Annotated in this window: 19 protein-coding genes; 9 read left to right on the plus strand and 10 right to left on the minus strand. The window is 63.2% G+C overall.

The features are described 5' to 3' along the window. Positions 1-149 precede the first annotated feature (149 nt). The 6 genes from A3M7_RS0109215 to A3M7_RS0109240 all read left to right on the plus strand — a co-directional run bounded on the left by A3M7_RS0109215 (position 150) and on the right by A3M7_RS0109240 (position 3,858). The gene (locus A3M7_RS0109215) at positions 150-608 is read left to right on the plus strand and encodes a tRNA (cytidine(34)-2'-O)-methyltransferase (RefSeq protein WP_027543657.1); all 459 of its coding nucleotides are present in this window, start codon (positions 150-152) and stop codon (positions 606-608) included. A gap of 18 nt (positions 609-626) precedes the next feature. Beyond that, positions 627-1,259, plus strand: coding sequence for a 7-carboxy-7-deazaguanine synthase (queE, locus tag A3M7_RS0109220; protein WP_027543658.1), 633 nt, complete (start codon positions 627-629; stop codon positions 1,257-1,259). Between the two features lie 17 nt (positions 1,260-1,276). Next, positions 1,277-1,642 carry a 6-carboxytetrahydropterin synthase gene (locus A3M7_RS0109225; protein ID WP_027543659.1) on the plus strand — a complete coding sequence of 122 codons (366 nt, stop codon included), beginning with the start codon at positions 1,277-1,279 and terminating at the stop codon, positions 1,640-1,642. A gap of 16 nt (positions 1,643-1,658) precedes the next feature. Next, positions 1,659-2,546: an oxygen-dependent coproporphyrinogen oxidase gene (gene hemF, locus A3M7_RS0109230; protein ID WP_371090131.1), complete on the plus strand. Its 888-nt coding sequence runs from the start codon at positions 1,659-1,661 to the stop codon at positions 2,544-2,546. Beyond that, positions 2,537-3,295, plus strand: a complete 759-nt coding sequence (locus A3M7_RS0109235; RefSeq protein ID WP_027543661.1) for an HAD family hydrolase — start codon at positions 2,537-2,539, stop codon at positions 3,293-3,295. The genes hemF and A3M7_RS0109235 overlap by 10 nt, the downstream gene beginning before the upstream one ends. 350 nt (positions 3,296-3,645) lie before the next feature. Then, positions 3,646-3,858 carry a YodC family protein gene (locus A3M7_RS0109240; protein ID WP_027543662.1) on the plus strand — a complete coding sequence of 71 codons (213 nt, stop codon included), beginning with the start codon at positions 3,646-3,648 and terminating at the stop codon, positions 3,856-3,858. A gap of 197 nt (positions 3,859-4,055) precedes the next feature. Here the strand turns inward: A3M7_RS0109240 and A3M7_RS0109245 are convergent, their stop codons facing one another. Both A3M7_RS0109245 and A3M7_RS0109250 read right to left on the minus strand, forming a co-directional pair. Continuing rightward, a complete protein-coding gene (locus tag A3M7_RS0109245) occupies positions 4,056-5,126 on the minus strand; it encodes a c-type cytochrome (protein WP_049823287.1) in 1,071 nt (356 codons plus the stop codon). Positions 5,127-5,168: 42 nt separating this feature from the next. Further along, positions 5,169-5,459 carry a hypothetical protein gene (locus A3M7_RS0109250; RefSeq protein ID WP_156936847.1) on the minus strand — a complete coding sequence of 97 codons (291 nt, stop codon included), beginning with the start codon at positions 5,457-5,459 and terminating at the stop codon, positions 5,169-5,171. Between the two features lie 95 nt (positions 5,460-5,554). On the opposite strand from A3M7_RS0109250, the gene A3M7_RS0109255 reads away from it, so the two are divergent. Continuing rightward, positions 5,555-6,064 (plus strand): DUF2867 domain-containing protein, encoded by a 510-nt coding sequence (locus tag A3M7_RS0109255; RefSeq protein ID WP_027543665.1) that lies wholly within the window; start codon positions 5,555-5,557, stop codon positions 6,062-6,064. Between the two features lie 194 nt (positions 6,065-6,258). Here the strand turns inward: A3M7_RS0109255 and A3M7_RS0109260 are convergent, their stop codons facing one another. Continuing rightward, entirely contained in the window at positions 6,259-7,227 is a 969-nt protein-coding gene (locus A3M7_RS0109260) for an ABC transporter substrate-binding protein (protein ID WP_027543666.1), read from the minus strand. Positions 7,228-7,462: 235 nt separating this feature from the next. Next, positions 7,463-8,164 (minus strand): alpha/beta fold hydrolase, encoded by a 702-nt coding sequence (locus A3M7_RS0109265; RefSeq protein ID WP_027543667.1) that lies wholly within the window; start codon positions 8,162-8,164, stop codon positions 7,463-7,465. Between the two features lie 156 nt (positions 8,165-8,320). Here A3M7_RS0109265 and A3M7_RS43930 point away from each other — a divergent pair, with 156 nt between their 5' ends. Further along, positions 8,321-9,241 (plus strand): LysR family transcriptional regulator, encoded by a 921-nt coding sequence (locus A3M7_RS43930; RefSeq protein WP_049823289.1) that lies wholly within the window; start codon positions 8,321-8,323, stop codon positions 9,239-9,241. A 311-nt stretch (positions 9,242-9,552) separates the two neighbouring features. On the opposite strand, the gene A3M7_RS0109275 is transcribed toward A3M7_RS43930, so the two are convergent. After that, positions 9,553-10,602 carry an acyltransferase gene (locus A3M7_RS0109275; RefSeq protein ID WP_256374861.1) on the minus strand — a complete coding sequence of 350 codons (1,050 nt, stop codon included), beginning with the start codon at positions 10,600-10,602 and terminating at the stop codon, positions 9,553-9,555. 343 nt (positions 10,603-10,945) lie between these two features. On the opposite strand from A3M7_RS0109275, the gene A3M7_RS48395 reads away from it, so the two are divergent. After that, entirely contained in the window at positions 10,946-11,221 is a 276-nt protein-coding gene (locus A3M7_RS48395; RefSeq protein WP_156936848.1) for a hypothetical protein, read from the plus strand. A gap of 105 nt (positions 11,222-11,326) precedes the next feature. Here the strand turns inward: A3M7_RS48395 and A3M7_RS0109280 are convergent, their stop codons facing one another. The 5 genes from A3M7_RS0109280 to A3M7_RS0109300 are packed head-to-tail and all read right to left on the minus strand — an operon-like array spanning position 11,327 to position 14,900. Continuing rightward, complete coding sequence (locus tag A3M7_RS0109280) at positions 11,327-12,097, minus strand: sulfite exporter TauE/SafE family protein (protein ID WP_027543669.1); 771 nt, start codon at positions 12,095-12,097, stop codon at positions 11,327-11,329. Then, entirely contained in the window at positions 12,094-13,350 is a 1,257-nt protein-coding gene (locus A3M7_RS0109285) for a CCA tRNA nucleotidyltransferase (RefSeq protein WP_027543670.1), read from the minus strand. Before A3M7_RS0109285 ends, A3M7_RS0109280 begins: the two co-directional genes overlap by 4 nt. A 10-nt stretch (positions 13,351-13,360) precedes the next feature. Next, entirely contained in the window at positions 13,361-13,624 is a 264-nt protein-coding gene (locus tag A3M7_RS0109290) for a DUF6111 family protein (protein WP_027543671.1), read from the minus strand. Further along, entirely contained in the window at positions 13,621-14,292 is a 672-nt protein-coding gene (locus A3M7_RS0109295) for a CoA pyrophosphatase (RefSeq protein WP_027543672.1), read from the minus strand. Before A3M7_RS0109295 ends, A3M7_RS0109290 begins: the two co-directional genes overlap by 4 nt. Continuing rightward, a complete protein-coding gene (locus A3M7_RS0109300) occupies positions 14,289-14,900 on the minus strand; it encodes a DUF1285 domain-containing protein (RefSeq protein WP_027543673.1) in 612 nt (203 codons plus the stop codon). The genes A3M7_RS0109295 and A3M7_RS0109300 overlap by 4 nt, the downstream gene beginning before the upstream one ends. Positions 14,901-14,973 lie beyond the last annotated feature (73 nt).

A 14,973-nucleotide genomic window follows, 5' to 3' on the forward strand; every position in this document is an offset into this window, starting at 1 on the left:
CGAAAACAGCAGTCCAGAATCGTTCTATTGGCACCCTTGCCGGGCGAGCGCAAGCCCGCTAACGGCGGGGAAGCGTGCAATGCACGAATTCCCGCGCCAGCGATGTTTTATTGAGACATTTCCGGCCCACAACCAACCCGACGCCGCCCATGCAGATAGCGCTTTTCCAACCCGACATCCCCCAGAACACCGGCACGATTCTCAGGCTCTGCGCCTGCCTCGGGCTGGACGCCCACATCATCGAACCGGCAGGGTTCCCCGTCTCCGACCGGCATTTCCGCCGGGCGGGAATGGATTACCTCGACCATGTCAGCATCGTCAGGCACGTCTCCTGGCCGCAGTTCGAGGAGTGGCGCGCGGCACAGGGCTGCCGGCTGCTGCTGTTCACCACCAGGGCCGCCACCGACTACCGCGATTTCCGTTACCAGACGTCGGACATCCTGCTATTCGGGCGCGAGAGCGCCGGCGTCACCGACGCGGTGGTCGAGGCCGCGGATGCGCGGCTGGTGATTCCGATCGCCCCGGGACTGCGGTCGCTCAATGTCGCCATGACCGCGGCGATGGCCGCAGGCGAGGCGCTGCGGCAGATCCGGAACCCGCAAGGTTGATATGTTGAGGAGAGACCATTGAGTTACGCGGTCAAGGAAATCTTCCTGACCCTGCAAGGCGAAGGCGCCCATGCCGGGCGCGCGTCCGTGTTCTGCCGTTTCGCCGGCTGCAATCTCTGGAGCGGCCGCGAGGCCGATCGGCAGTCAGCGACCTGCAAATTCTGCGACACCGATTTCGTCGGCACCGACGGCACGCTGGGCGGCCGCTACGCCTCGGCTGCGGAGCTCGCCGACACCATCGCGGCGCAATGGACGGCAACGGCCGCCAACCGCTACGTGGTGCTCACCGGCGGCGAGCCGCTGCTCCAGGTCGACGACGCGCTGATCGATGCGCTCCATGCGAGAGGCTTCGAGATCGGCGTCGAGACCAACGGCACGATCGCCGCACCTGATGGCCTCGACTGGATCTGCGTCAGCCCCAAGGGCGGCAGCGAGCTCGTGCTGTGCCGTGGCCACGAGCTGAAGCTGGTCTATCCGCAGGCCCTCGCCGCGCCGGAGGCCTTCGAGGGCCTCGCTTTCGAGCGCTTCTCGCTGCAGCCGATGGACGGGCCCGAGGTCGCCGAAAACACCGCGCGCGCGATCGACTACTGCCTGCGCCATCCGCAATGGCGGCTCAGCGTGCAGACGCATAAATCGCTCGGCATCAGATAGGATTGGTTTTCGAACAGATGTGGGAATTGACGAAATCGTTCCGCTTCGAGGCGGCGCATTCACTGTCGGGAACGACGTTCGGCGCGGCGAGCGAAGAGATCCACGGCCACTCCTTCCGCGCCGAGGTGACGGTGCGCGGCACGCCGGACCCTGCGACCGGCATGGTGGTCGATCTCGGCCTCCTCCAGCGCGCCATCGAGGACGTCAGGTTGACGCTGGACCACAAGTTCCTCAACAAGATCGAAGCGCTGGGCAAGCCGACGCTGGAAAACCTGTCGCGCTTCGTCTGGGAGCGGCTAGCGCATATCGGCAAGCTCACCCGCGTCAGCATCCATCGCGACAGTTGCAACGAGAGCTGCACCTATTACGGTCCGCAGGGCTGACGGAATGGCATCGACAATGGACCCCAACCTGATCGAAGACCGCAAGACGCGCGCCCGCGCCTGGTTCGAAGCTTTGCGCGACGACATCTGCGCAAGCTTCGAGCGGCTGGAGGACGACGCGCCGCAAAGCCTCTATCCGGGCAAGGCCGGCCGCTTCGACCGCACGCCCTGGCAGCGCACCGACCATAGCGGCGCGGCCGGCGGCGGCGGCGTGATGTCGATGATGTCGGGCCGCCTGTTCGAGAAGGTCGGCGTACACTGCTCGACGGTGCACGGCGAATTCGCCCCCGAATTTCGCGCGCAGATTCCCGGCGCGGCGGACGATCCGCGGTTCTGGGCCTCCGGCATCTCGCTGATCGCGCACTTACGCAATCCGCACGTGCCTGCCGTGCACATGAACACGCGCTTCGTCGTCACCACAAAAGCCTGGTTCGGTGGCGGCGCTGATCTGACGCCGGTGCTGGACCGCCGGCGCACGCAGGACGACGCTGACAGCATCGCCTTCCACGCGGCGATGAAAGAGGCCTGTGCGCAGCCGAACGGCGTTGCCGATTACGACAAGTACAAGACATGGTGCGACGAGTATTTCTACCTGCCGCACCGGAAGGAGGCGCGCGGCATCGGCGGCATCTTCTACGACTGGCACGACAGCGGCGACTGGGATGCCGACCTCGCCTTCACCCAGGACGTCGGCCGTGCCTTCCTGAAGATCTATCCCGACATCGTGCGGCGCAATTTCGCGAGCGCCTGGACCGCAGCGGACCGCGAGGAGCAACTGATCCGGCGCGGCCGCTATGTCGAGTTCAACCTGCTCTACGACCGCGGCACCATCTTCGGGCTCAAGACCGGCGGCAATGTGGATTCGATCCTGTCGTCGCTGCCGCCGGAGGTGAAATGGCCATGACTGCGATGAAGCCCGCTGCGAGGCCGCTGCCCCGCGCCATGCTGATCGACATGGACGACACCATCCTGTCGGCCTATGGCCGGCCCGAGATCGCCTGGAATACGATCGCGAACGAGTTCGCCGAGGAGCTTGCGCCGCTGCCGCCGCAACAGGTCGCAACCGCAGTGCTGGCTTTCGCGCGAAACTTCTGGGCCAATGCGGAAGCCGCCTGGCGGATGAAGCTCGCCGAGGCGCGGCATCTGACGGTGAAGGGCGGGTTCGCGGCGCTCGCGGCCGCCGGCCACCGCGCACTATCCGACGACCTCGCCATTCGCCTCGCCGATCGCTTCACCGCCTATCGCGAGGAGGAGATGTTCGTTTTTCCGGGCGCGCATGAGGCGATCGACAAGTTGAAGGCGCTCGGCATCAAGCTCGCGCTGGTGACCAACGGCGCCGCCGACACCCAGCGCGCCAAGGTCGAGCGCTTCGAGCTCGCGCACCGCTTCCACCACATCCAGATCGAGGGCGAGCACGGTTTCGGCAAGCCCGAGGAGCGTGCCTATCTGCACGCGATGGAGGCGCTGGGCGTCACCGCCGAGGACACCTGGATGATCGGCGACAACCTCGAATGGGAAGTCGTGACGCCGCAGCGCCTCGGCATCTATTCGATCTGGATCGACGTGCATGGCGACGGCCTGCCCGAAGGCTCAACCGTCAAGCCCGACCGCATCATCCGCTCGCTGACCGAACTGGTGCCTGACCGGTCGTAACCATCGGCGCGAAACAAAAACTCGAAAAACAACCCCATGCACAGTAGCCGGCTGCTGCAAAATCAAATGCTTGCGGATTTTACGAAATCGTTTGACCCGTCGGGCAAAACAGGCGCATGATGCCATCATCGCGGCGCATGGGACGGACAAGCCCCTGCGCAACCCATCGCGCAGGCGCCCTCGCCTCCGTCATGGTCCCGCTTCCGGCCTGAAGCTCCGTCGTCGGCGTTTCAGCGGCCTGGCCGCGGATGCGCGCTGCCGCAGCACATCCACTGATCCCGCAGCCCGTGATCGGCGTGTCATGCCGGCTTGCTAGCCTCTCAAGTCAATCAACCCCGAAAGGACCATCCATGGAACTGAAAGCCGGCGATATCGTCATGCTGAAATCCGGCGGCCAGCCGCTGACCGTCGCAGAAGTGAAGGGCGACGACGTGATCTGTCTCTGGATGGGCGTCGAAGGCGACCTGTTTCGCGAGACGCTGCCGCTCGCCGTGCTCGAACACCTGGAAGAGGTGAACGAGGATGAGGAAGAGGAAGACGAGGACGACGAAGACGAGGAGTAGGCACGGCTAAGGCCGCGTCCTGATCAGATCGGAGCGCTTCGCTCCGGCGCGCGTGATGTCCGCTTTTCCGCCAATAATGGCGCAAGGGCGGACATCGCTGCATGGCGCAGAAGCGCCAACAGCCGACATTCAAACAGACCGCGCTCCGGGCCGAACAACGACAACGGGCTCGTGGTCGTGCGAGCAGCCACGAAACGTTAAGGCATGAGCGACGCCGTATAGGCGACTAGCGCGATCATGTCGTCGATGCCTAGGTTTTCAACGACCGGTTTCATGAGGTCGCTATTGGAGCCCTTCCGCGCGCCCGACTTGAAGTCGTAAAGCTGACGGAACATGTACGTGGGCGAACGGGCCGCAATCCCCGGCGCCACGGCAGTCCCTTTGAGGTCGGCACCATGACAAGCGGCGCACTGGACGCGGAGGTCGCCGCTCGCTGCCAACGCCCGCCCTTTCTCAATGCTGCCAACCGGGACATAGGCGATGAAACGAGCGCGCGAGTCCCGGCTGAGAAAGTGTTCAACGTTTTCCGGAATCTCGATGATGCGCTGGCCGATGGGCTCTTTCTCGCCGCCGTCCATCGCCGCCAGGAACAAGTCCCTGACATGTGTCTTCGGAACGGCGTCGGTTTCCACGACCGCAATGTTCGATCTCGGTTTGATTGACGCAAAATAGTTCGCAGCCTCCTTGAGCTCCTGGTCGGTGATGTCCCTGGACGTCTTGATCATCAGGTCGGTGGCGACGCGGGGCACCGAATTCGTACGCAGGCCCGTCTTGAACTCCACCGTTTGCCGAATGATGTATTCCGCGGAGAAGCCAAACAGGCTGGCATTCTCAGGGCCGCCCGGTCCGTCTGCCCGGTGGCAGACGCCGCACGCGAACACGTCAGGCTTTCTCCCCTTTGCGACGATCTCTGGCAAAGCCGGATGGTCTTCGGGATGCCAGTCGGGAGCGGCGAACAGATCGCGCAGCTGCGTGAGTGTAAAACCGGCGACGCTGTCAGGGACTCGCCGGATCGTACCGTCGTCGCGGGCGCGTTGAAAATTCGGCGGGTTTACCGGATAGGCCCATGGCGGTGGGCCGTCCTGGCTCTGTGCAGGCGCCCCCGCTGAAGCAAGCGACGTCAGCGAAAGGGCGAAAAGCGCTGAAGACATCCTCATGGCCAAGACCTCCATGCGCATCGGCGGACCTAGACCTTCGAAGCCGAAAGCGTGAAGACCGGCCGCTCGCGAGGCAATGCCGCAGAAATCTGCGGCCAGGCGTTCCTCCATCAGGCGTTCCAGGAAACATTCAAGGGCCGAGACAAGCCGGCGTCAATCAGGGATTTGGGTGCCTGGTCCGGTTTGGGTCATCGGCACTTTCGAATCCCACATTCGGCGCATGATCATTAGACGCGGGTTGAGTGCACTGTCACCGTAATCACCTTCGATCACGAGATCGTCGCGCGCATCGTCGAACTCGGCCTGGTCGAGAGCGGGCCGCTTCAGTCGGGAGAGATCGAGTACCGCATCACCGAGGCGGGTCGGGCGGCGCTTCGCTGAACCGACGGAGCTCCGACGCTTGCGGCGGCGCGGGATCCCCGCTCCGCGCGCGCGATTGGCCAACAGCAGAAGTTCCTTGCTACGTTTGATGGAGAGCCCCGCTCGTGCTATTGGAATGCACCACCTCTTCGCTTCCATTCAGTCCGGGCGGAACATCTATGGCGCGCGTTGCTCGAGTCGATTTGCCGCAACGTTCGGTGCTTAAGCCGCTCTACGCCAAGGCGGGCTTCGCTGACGCATTCGCGATCGATCTGCCGAGCAATGCGACGGGCGACGCCGAGCGCCTCGCCGCCCATATGCTTATGGGTCAGGCGCGGTGGGTTGGCTGGCTAATAGCTCTAAGGGACACTTTGGTTGCGGGGTTTGGTCTTAAGACATCGTCTGAGTTGCGCGATGACGTTGCGACCGACAGGATCGATTTCTTTCGGGTCTACGATCGGCGTCGTCATGAGATTATCCTTGGCGAGGACGATCGCCATCTCGACTTCCGTTTGTCCGTTTTGGTTGAAGAGTCCGCTTTGTGCCGCCGACTTGTCGCCACAACGGTCGTGACCTTCAATCATTTGGGAGGACGGGCCTATATCGCGGGAATTGCGCCTTTCCATCGCCTGATCGTAAAGTCGTCTTTGCGTCGAGCCGAGCGATCAGGCTGGCCACTTGAGCCGTGAGGTCGCGCGCCGCCGGCTGGACCAAATTCGGTACCTGCTGGGTCGCGTTTGGCGCCACGAGAGGCGCACGGTACCTTCCAGCCCAAGCATCTACGTAAGGAAACGCTGGCTTTGCGAATTACGGTGACCGTGCACTTAACTAGACGCGATTGAGCCGGGTTGAATGAACTGTCACCATGATCACGGAAGTTGGATCATTCGATCACCTCGTCTGCAAACGCCAACAGCGCAGCAGGGATTTCGAGGCCCAGCGACTTCGCCACCTTGAGGTTGATGACGAACTCGAACCTGGTGGGTTGCCAGATGGGCAAATCGCCCGGCTTGTCACCCTTGAGGATGCGGCCAACGTAAAGCCCGCCTTGCCGAAAGGCGTCGGTGAGGCTGTTGCCATAGCTCATCAATCCGCCAGCATCAGCAAATTCCCGCCAAGGATAGATCGCGGGGATGCCAGTGCGTGCCGCGAAATCAACCAACTGACGACGCTCGAGATTGAAGAGACGGTCGGAGGTCACAAGCAGCGCATTCGCCCGACGTTGGGCCAATATTGAAAATGCGTTTTCCACCTCAGGAATGCTTCGGGCATCCAAAACGATCAATTGCAGCCCCGACGAAGATGCTGCTGCGCGCAGAGCGCTGGCGTCCGCATTTGGATTGTCCGGATTGATCAGAACGCCCACCAAAGACGCCTTGGGCAATAGAGCGTGCAGCAATTCAAACCGCTTCGGCTCCAATGCACTCACTCGGAATGAAACCCCGGTCGCGTTACCACCCGGACGGTTGATCGATGCTGCGAGACCCATGGCAACCGGATCGAGCCCCACGACAAACACGATCGGTGTTTCCGATGTGGTCGCTTTGGAGGCCAACGCTCCGCCGTTGTCGGCGGTGAAGATGAGTGCGACCCGCTTCCGCACCAGGTCGGCTGCGGCGTCTCGCAACTCTTCATTGGCGTTGGGCCAACGTCCTTCAATCAGGACGTTTTGTCCTTCAGCAAATCCCATTTGCTTGAGACCGCGGCGAAACGCATCGCTAAACGTTTCCAGCCCGGGGGCCGGACGGTTCAGAGAGCCAATCACCGGGGTCGCCAATTTCTGAGCATGAGCCGCCAATGGGAATGTGATCGCCGCACTCCCGAAGGCCGAAATGAATTCCCGCCGTCTCATGCTCGCCCCCGCAAAAGCCCGCTCCCTCCAATAATAGCATGAAAGTGGACCTGAGGTTGTGGTCACGGCTGTGCTGGACGGACCTGATCGGGATGGCCTGAGGCCGGCTCAGGGTCGCATCGCGCGGCAATGTCCGCGAAGGGCCCAGAAGCAGTCATCGCACCCAACCCATCCATAAGAGAGGTCGCCTTGCGAACGACCTCTCCTTTGTCCGACAAATGCACGCCTATTGCGATCAGCTTTTTTGAACGGCGGCAGCAGCCTTGCGAATGACGTCGATAACGACGTTCGGCTGGGAGAGCATCGGCACGTGGCTGCTCGTCACCTCGGTGACGGTCGCTCCCATGCGCTTCGAGACCCAGCGTTGCAGATCGGGATGCACAGTGTGGTCTTGCGTGGCCAGAATGTACCAGCTTGGCTTCGACCTCCACGCGACTTTGTCGGCGCTGAGCTTCTGCTGCTGGAACAAATTGTAGACGGGCGCATAATGGGTGGCCCAAACCAGCTTCTGGTCTTCGTCGGAGAGGTCTCCTGCGAAGAACTCGGTGCCATTCGGAAGCATCCAGGCACGCCCATCGGCGACCTCGACGCGAGAAAAAATATCCGACGGATACTTGTCGAGCTGGTCCTGTACGGTCTCGCCGGCATCCGGAGCGACCGCTGCAATGTAGACGAGGCCAACCACGCGCTCATCGGTCCCCGCGCCAGTGATGGTGGCTCCTCCATAGGAATGACCGACGAGGAGGACCGGGCTGCCGACACGATTGAGCGTGCGCTTAACCGTCGCAAGGTCCTCTTCGTAGGAGTCGAGGCCATATTGAACGGCGATGACCTCGTAACCATCAGCCTGCAACGCAGGAATGACTTTGTTGAAACAAGAACCATCGGCCCAGATGCCGTGGCAGAAAACGATCGTTGGTTTGGTCTGTGCAGGCATACTGCATTCCCTTTTCTTGCATGAGTTTGAGCGATGGAGGCATGTTGGAAGGCTTGGAACGCGGCTGACGGCCCCCATTGCGAGGCTCAACCTATTCGGTCATAAATGTCCGAATAGCTGTGTTTCGTTCGGTTCTTTCATGATTAGAAGTCCGAAATGACCACGATTTTGGAAAGAACAGCTGGTCTGCTGGCCTTCGTACGAACGGTTGATACGGGTTCTTTCGCGGGCGCCGCGAGGCTCATCGGCGCCAGTCCTTCAGCGGTATCCAAAAGCGTCGCGCGCCTCGAACAACGTCTCGGTGTGCGCTTGCTGCAGCGCTCGACGCGCACGCTCAGCCCGACGTCCGAAGGCGCCGCTTATTATGAACATGTTGCCCCCCATTTACGCGCGATCGAGGAAGCCGATGACATCGTGCAGGCTCCGGGCAACGTACGTGGCGTGCTTCGGGTCACCGTGCCGAGTACGTTCGGACGTCCATTGATCTCCGCATGGGCGGGCTCGTTCCTGGAACGCTATCCAGACATCAAGCTCGACCTCAGCGTCACGGACCGCCGTGTCGATCTCATTCGCGAGGGTTTCGACCTCGCGGTAAGAATTGGAGAATTGGAAGACACCAACCTGATCGGCCGCTCGTTGGGCGTGCTGCAATATGTTCTGGGCGCATCGCCGGAATACCTTCAGCGCCGGGGAATTCCGCGGTCGATCGACGATCTCAGGCAGCATGCCTGCCTTCGCCACCTGCTCGGCGGCCGGCCGCAAGCATTCACTTTTGCGGACGGCACCCGGGTCATCCCCAATGGCCCCTTCGACAGCGACGATGCTCAGTCGTTGATTGAGGCCGTCGTAAAAGGCGTTGGCATCACGCAGTTCATGCGCATCGCAATCGAGGACGAGCTTGCTGCTGGACGACTGAATGTCGTACTGCCGGAGATACCGATGTTCACCACGCCGGTCTACGTCCTGCACGCGTTCGGACGGCAACTCCCGCTGCGGGCGCGCTTGTTCATCGATTTTCTCGTCGAGGCCTTGGGCGTGTCGCGTAACCCTGAACTTTCGGCACCGGCCAGCCGCTGACCGTCGCAGACGTGAAAGGCGACGACGTGATCTGTCTCTGGACGGCGTCGAACGCGACCTGTTTCGCGCGACGCTGAGATTACGGTGACAGTGCACTCAATCCCCTGCTCATCACGCGCGAAACCTTTCGCGACAGCAAGTTAATTGCACTGTCACCGTAATTCTGAGTTGGGTGATAAGCCGCCGATGACGGCCAAGCCGGGCGGCTTCCGGCTTGGGCTCGCAAGCCGACGGTCATGAGTACACGGCCCGAGAGAGGTTCAATCCGCGGTCCAGGCGCGAATGCGGCCTGGGCCGGGGTCATCACGCGATTATTCGGCCCGTGCTGGAATACGCACGGCTCCCTCTCGTCTCGGGACATCCGAGGTCTGTTGGTCGCGGCGCATCAGGCTCCACTTGCGGCCCCAACCGATGAGCGGCGCCTCAATGATGATGTGCAAGGCGAAGGCGAGACCGATGGAGAGCAGAATGCTGGCAGCGATTGTCCCGGCCGTAGATAGCAGCCACATCCCAGTAAAGTTGGCGGTCCATTTTATCACCAGGTAGTGGACGATATACAGCGAGTACGAAATCTTGCCGAACCATTGGAGGATCGGCGAAAAGGACTGCCCTTCGATCTCGGCAGACACGACGGCATGGATGAGCAATCCCGCAGCGAGGCCATAGGTGGGCACGCGTGCGAATTGCGGATCGGCCGATCCGGACACGAAGATCCAGTACCAGCCGGCCGCAAACAGGCCTGCGGAAATTGCCAGAATGCGGCGCGAAAAGCGCAATCCGCCGTTCCTGTGGAGATAGGCGATGCCGACGCCGGCGCCGAATTCCAGGACCAGCGGATGGGAATAGATGCCAAGCTGCAGGCGGAATACGACGGCAACAACGACCATGCCGAGCCCCGCGAACAGCAGCTCGAACACCCGGTTCGGCGCGATCGCAAGGATGGACGCAACTGCGGCGTAGAAGTGCAATTCGAAAGCAATCGACCAGGCCGGCGCGAGGTACCAGTTCGGATATGTCCACGCGAAGATGAGGCCGAGGTCGAGTGGGGGACGCTTCTCCGGCGACAGCTCGATCCAAGACGAGCTAACGAACGCCACCAGCAACACGAGCCAGTAGACCGGATAAATTCGAACAGCTCGTCTGAAGGTGAAATTCAACGGGTCGCGCTGCCCCGCCGCCGTGGTTGCGATGATGAAGCCGGAGATAACAAAGAAGACGTCGACGCCGCTTGCAAGAATGGTGAGGACGCCTTCGGCGACGCCCGGGCCGACCATATCGGGTCGCGCGCTGACTGCGTGTCCGCAGACCACCGACAGCACGGCAACGCCGCGCATTGCCTCTACACCCGCGAAGACCCGCAAAACGCCTCGGCACTCTCAATTACAAATTGCACCCTATCTGCACGCCAGAATATTAATAATCGGTTGTGACAACCTAGTATTCTCTACTTTTGGATGTATTGAGTGGACTGCGACGGGGCCGCATTCTGGCATGACCGCTATGGTCATCAGCCGCCGATGACGGCCAAGCCGGGCGACGGCCGGCTTGGGCTCGGAAGCCGACGTTCATGAGTACGCCCCAGCCGACCGCGCGCCCATGCGGGTCCGTGATGGCGGGGATGTGATCAGGCGTGAAGCCGATGTCTATTGGGGCTCAGCGGCCGAGCGCTAGATAACGAGCCGGGGGGCAGCTGGAGAAAAAGCGATGCGTTTCATCCTGGCGTTGAGCCTATTGATCCCCCTGTACGGCGTTGCGAACGCGGCGCCGGCGCATAACTCCCACCGGCACGCTGCTGTTCGCTCCCATCAGGGCACGATCGCACCAAGTTCCGCTTCGAGCTTTGCCTACGCGCCACCTCAGGCGCCGACCGAATACCGTTCCGCCCCCTCCTATGGCGACCATGAACCGTATTTCGGCGCTTCCCAGGGTTATGCGCCTGGCGAAAAGGAACATTTTCTCCACAGCTTGTTCAGCCCATAAAGGCTTGGGGCCAGCAAGCTTCCATGCTGAGCCAAAGGCGCGGCAAATGACGTCTTCGGCTTGCATTGGGCCAATCGCGGAATCTGCAGTCCAGGCGCGAATGCTCTAGGCGATCAGTTGCCTCGCCGCGGCCGAGATCATCACCATCCCGCCCGTGATCACCGCGACGTCGAGGATCGCCGTGTGGATGTGCACCGGCATCCTCTCGACGAAGGCTTTTGCGAGGAACGCGCCGGGGATCGCGATCGCCCCGATCAGCAGCGCGAAGGCGAGCACCTGCGCATTCACGGCGCCGGCGAGGCCAAACACCGAGATCTTGATGAGGCCGGTGCCGAGCGAGATCATCGCATCGGTCGCGATCACGGCGGCGCCTTCGAGGCCGGCCGCCATCAGCAGCGAGAGCAGGATCACGCCGGATCCCGACGTGCCGCCGACCAGCACGCCGTAGCCGACGGAGCCGGCGGCAAGGCCGATGTCGCCGATCCTGACCTGGCGGCGACGGAGCACGCGGCGCAGCGGCACGCTCAGGATCAGCATGGAGCCGATCACGAGCGCAGCGCCCGCATTGGTGAGGCGCGTATAGCCGTAGGCGCCGAGCGCGGTCGTCAATGCCGCGCAGGCGAGCACGATCAGCGCGCGGCGGCGGTCGGCATAGCGGACGTAGGCGACTGCACGGCTCGAATTGGTGAAGATCGCTGAGATCGCGATGATCGGCACCACGGGCTCGGCACCGACCAGCGGCACCAGCACCAGCGGCATCAGCGCGCCGGTGCCGTAGCCGGCGAGACCACCGATGATCGAAGCAAACAACGCCATCAACGCGACCAGCAAAAGCTGAAAGACCGAGATGTCGGCGAAGCCTGAGACGATGGTCACGTTTTCCGTTCGCGGCTGACGCGGGCCGCAGCTTGATCTGCGATGGAAGCGAGCGCGGCATCCTCTAGTGGAAAATCCGCCGCAAGCCAAGCGTCCTCGGCGAGTGTCAACACATGTCCGAGCGCAGGCCCTTCCGCCATCCCGCGCGCGATGAAATCGGCGGCGCGAAGCGGAAATTTCGGCGCAGTCCAGCGCTGCGGCAGCTCGGCGAGTTCGCGCCAGCGCGACGAATGCACGTCGCTCGCCGCCCGCGCCCAGCCGAGCAACACGCGATCGTGATAGGGCTCCGCACCGAGCCGATAGAGCAGCCGCCGCGCATTGGCCTCGTCCTTGGTGGCAAAGCGCCACCAGCGGTGCCCCATCGAATCCAGCGCCTTGGCCTCGGCATTGGAGAGCCGCAGGCGCGTGGCGACACGCTTGGCGTCCTCCGTCACGGCCACCGTCAGCGCGGCCAGCCGCCGCGTGCTGCTTGCCGGCAGGCCGAGCGCGCGCTCGATCGCGACCATCGTCGCCAGCGGCCCGGTATAGACGACGCCGCCGGTCAGCGCCTGCAGCAATCCGCCCTCGGCCATGGCCAGCACGGCGGCGGACGCGCCGCCGGCCACCAGCAGCTTCAGCATCTCCATGCGCACCCGCTCGGCCGACAGGCTGGCAAGGCCCGCGCGTCCCCGGATGCAGGCGAGGTAGCCGTCGCGGTCGGGCTCGCCGGCGCCGAAGGCCGCGTGGATGCGGAAGAAGCGCAGGATGCGCAAATAATCCTCGGCGATGCGCTGGTCGGGGTCGCCGATGAAGCGCACGCGGCGCGCTCTGGCATCCGCGATCCCGCCGACATGGTCGTACACGACACCCGTCGCATCGACCGACAGGCCGTTCATGGTGAAGTCGCGCCGCTCGGCGTCCTTCACCCAGTCGCGGCCGAACGCGACCTTGGCCTTGCGGCCGAAGGTCTCGGTGTCCTCGCGCAGCGTCGTGACCTCATAGGGATGCCCGTCGATGACCAGCGTGATCGTGCCGTGCTCGATGCCGGTCGGCACGCTCTTGATGCCGGCGGCCTTGGCGCGCCGCACCACCTCCTCCGGCAGCGCCGTGGTCGCGATGTCGATGTCGCCGGGCGCGAGACCGAGCAGCGCGTTGCGCACCGCGCCGCCGACCACCCGCGCCTCCTCGCCATCGGCGCCCAGCAATTGCAGGACGCGCGCGGTCCCGCCAGAGATCAGCCATGGCGCACCGGCGAGGATCGGCTCCGCGCTCATCGGCAGGCCCCTATCTTTCCGTGCCCGGCACGAATTTGCCGTTCTCGATATGGGCGGGAACGTAGGTCGAATCCGGGCCGGCGCCGGAGAACTGTGCCAGGCCGATCAGACCCGCGATCACGAGCACGATCGCCACGAGGGCCAGGCGAGCGACGATGGTGACCGGCCAGGACGATTGCACGAACAGGCCGGACCGGCTGGCGGCCAGGAACAGCGCATAGACGGCAAAGGGAACGAGGAAGATTCCGATCTCGGTCAGAACCGTCCGGATCATGATGAGTAGATCCGCTCATAAAGCACACGCAGCATTCCGGCCGTTGCACCCCAGATGTAACGCTCAGCGAACGGCATCGCATAGTAAAAGCGCTCCATGCCGCGGAATTCCTTGCTGTGCAGCTGGTGGTTCGCCGGATTCATCAGGAAGGATAGCGGCACCTCGAACGCATCATCAACCTCGGAATGGTTGATCGTGAGCGCAAAGCCGGGCCGGACCCTCGCGACCGTCGGCAGGATGCGGAAGCCGAAGGCGGTGCCGTAGAGATCGAGATAGCCGATCGGCTCGATGAAGTCGCGCGACAGCCCGACCTCCTCCTCGGCCTCGCGCAGCGCCGCATCGACCGGCGAGGCGTCGGTCGCGTCGATCTTGCCGCCGGGAAAGGCGATCTGGCCGGCGTGGTCGTTGAGATGCGCCGAGCGCTGCGTCAGCAGGACGGTCGGCTCGGGATGGTCGACCACCGCGATCAGGACCGCCGCCGGCCGCACCGGCTGCTCGCGCGCGACGATCTCGAGCATCTTGTCGGTCCCGGGATCGCCCGAGGCCGGAATGATGTTCGGATCGTAGAGGCCGGGCGGCACGTCGAAGCCGAGCTTCGCCCTGGAACGGGCAAAGAAATCCGCCGCTCGAAACGCGACAGGTTCGCTCCTGGGAATAGGCTTGTTCAAAGCGCGGCCCTCACCTGCTCCGCATCGGCCATGGCGAAGAATTCGCCGGCCGACTCGACGCCGAACATCGGCTGGCCATCGACCATCCGCTCCTCGCCCATGTCAACCAGATCGTAATAGAGCGCGCGGGTCACCTTGGCCCATAGATCAGCGCGGACGTGCAGATAGGGCGTCAGGCCGCCGTCCTTTGCCGGCTCGAAGCGCAGCCGGTGCGCGGCATCGCAGGTGACCCAGTCGTCGACATTGGTGCGGAAGCGCAGCACGCGATGGTTGTCCTCGCCGTCCTCTTGCATTTCGACCGCCATGAACGGCGCGTCGTCGACGCGAATGCCGACCTTCTCCACCGGCGTCACGAGGAAGTGCTTGTCGCCCTCGCGCTTCAGGATGGTCGAGAACAGGCGGACCAGCGCGTGACGCCCGATTGGCGTCCCCAAGTAGAACCAAGTACCATCGGAGGCGATTCGGATATCGAGATCGCCGCAAAACGGCGGATTCCACAGATGCACCGGAGGCAGGCCCTTTTTGGCGCCTTCGGCACCGGCGGCACTTTTGGCGGCGGCAGTCAGCCCTTCAAGACCGCGATCGGCGCTCTGCCCTTGGTTCGCCATGGTTTGCCCTGACTTTGTCCTTTGGCACGATTGGTGCAGGTCTACGTCGTACTCGGATGCACGGTTCCACCCC

The organism is Bradyrhizobium sp. WSM2254 (genome assembly GCF_000472645.1).
GTDB lineage: Bacteria > Pseudomonadota > Alphaproteobacteria > Rhizobiales > Xanthobacteraceae > Bradyrhizobium > Bradyrhizobium niftali.

Bases quoted from the DNA above. Each gene is read 5' to 3' on its own strand.
- A3M7_RS0109225 (WP_027543659.1), top strand. From the start codon at position 1,277: ATGTGGGAATTGACGAAATCGTTCCGCTTCGAGGCGGCGCATTCACTG.
- A3M7_RS0109300 (WP_027543673.1), bottom strand. From the start codon at position 14,900: ATGGCGAACCAAGGGCAGAGCGCCGATCGCGGTCTTGAAGGGCTGACT.
- A3M7_RS0109240 (WP_027543662.1), top strand. From the start codon at position 3,646: ATGGAACTGAAAGCCGGCGATATCGTCATGCTGAAATCCGGCGGCCAG.
- A3M7_RS48395 (WP_156936848.1), top strand. From the start codon at position 10,946: ATGCGTTTCATCCTGGCGTTGAGCCTATTGATCCCCCTGTACGGCGTT.
- A3M7_RS0109245 (WP_049823287.1), bottom strand. From the start codon at position 5,126: ATGGAGGAACGCCTGGCCGCAGATTTCTGCGGCATTGCCTCGCGAGCG.
- A3M7_RS0109290 (WP_027543671.1), bottom strand. From the start codon at position 13,624: ATGATCCGGACGGTTCTGACCGAGATCGGAATCTTCCTCGTTCCCTTT.
- A3M7_RS0109235 (WP_027543661.1), top strand. From the start codon at position 2,537: ATGGCCATGACTGCGATGAAGCCCGCTGCGAGGCCGCTGCCCCGCGCC.
- A3M7_RS0109260 (WP_027543666.1), bottom strand. From the start codon at position 7,227: ATGAGACGGCGGGAATTCATTTCGGCCTTCGGGAGTGCGGCGATCACA.
- A3M7_RS0109285 (WP_027543670.1), bottom strand. From the start codon at position 13,350: ATGAGCGCGGAGCCGATCCTCGCCGGTGCGCCATGGCTGATCTCTGGC.
- A3M7_RS0109265 (WP_027543667.1), bottom strand. From the start codon at position 8,164: ATGCCTGCACAGACCAAACCAACGATCGTTTTCTGCCACGGCATCTGG.
- A3M7_RS43930 (WP_049823289.1), top strand. From the start codon at position 8,321: ATGACCACGATTTTGGAAAGAACAGCTGGTCTGCTGGCCTTCGTACGA.
- hemF (WP_371090131.1), top strand. From the start codon at position 1,659: ATGGACCCCAACCTGATCGAAGACCGCAAGACGCGCGCCCGCGCCTGG.
- A3M7_RS0109215 (WP_027543657.1), top strand. From the start codon at position 150: ATGCAGATAGCGCTTTTCCAACCCGACATCCCCCAGAACACCGGCACG.
- A3M7_RS0109255 (WP_027543665.1), top strand. From the start codon at position 5,555: ATGGCGCGCGTTGCTCGAGTCGATTTGCCGCAACGTTCGGTGCTTAAG.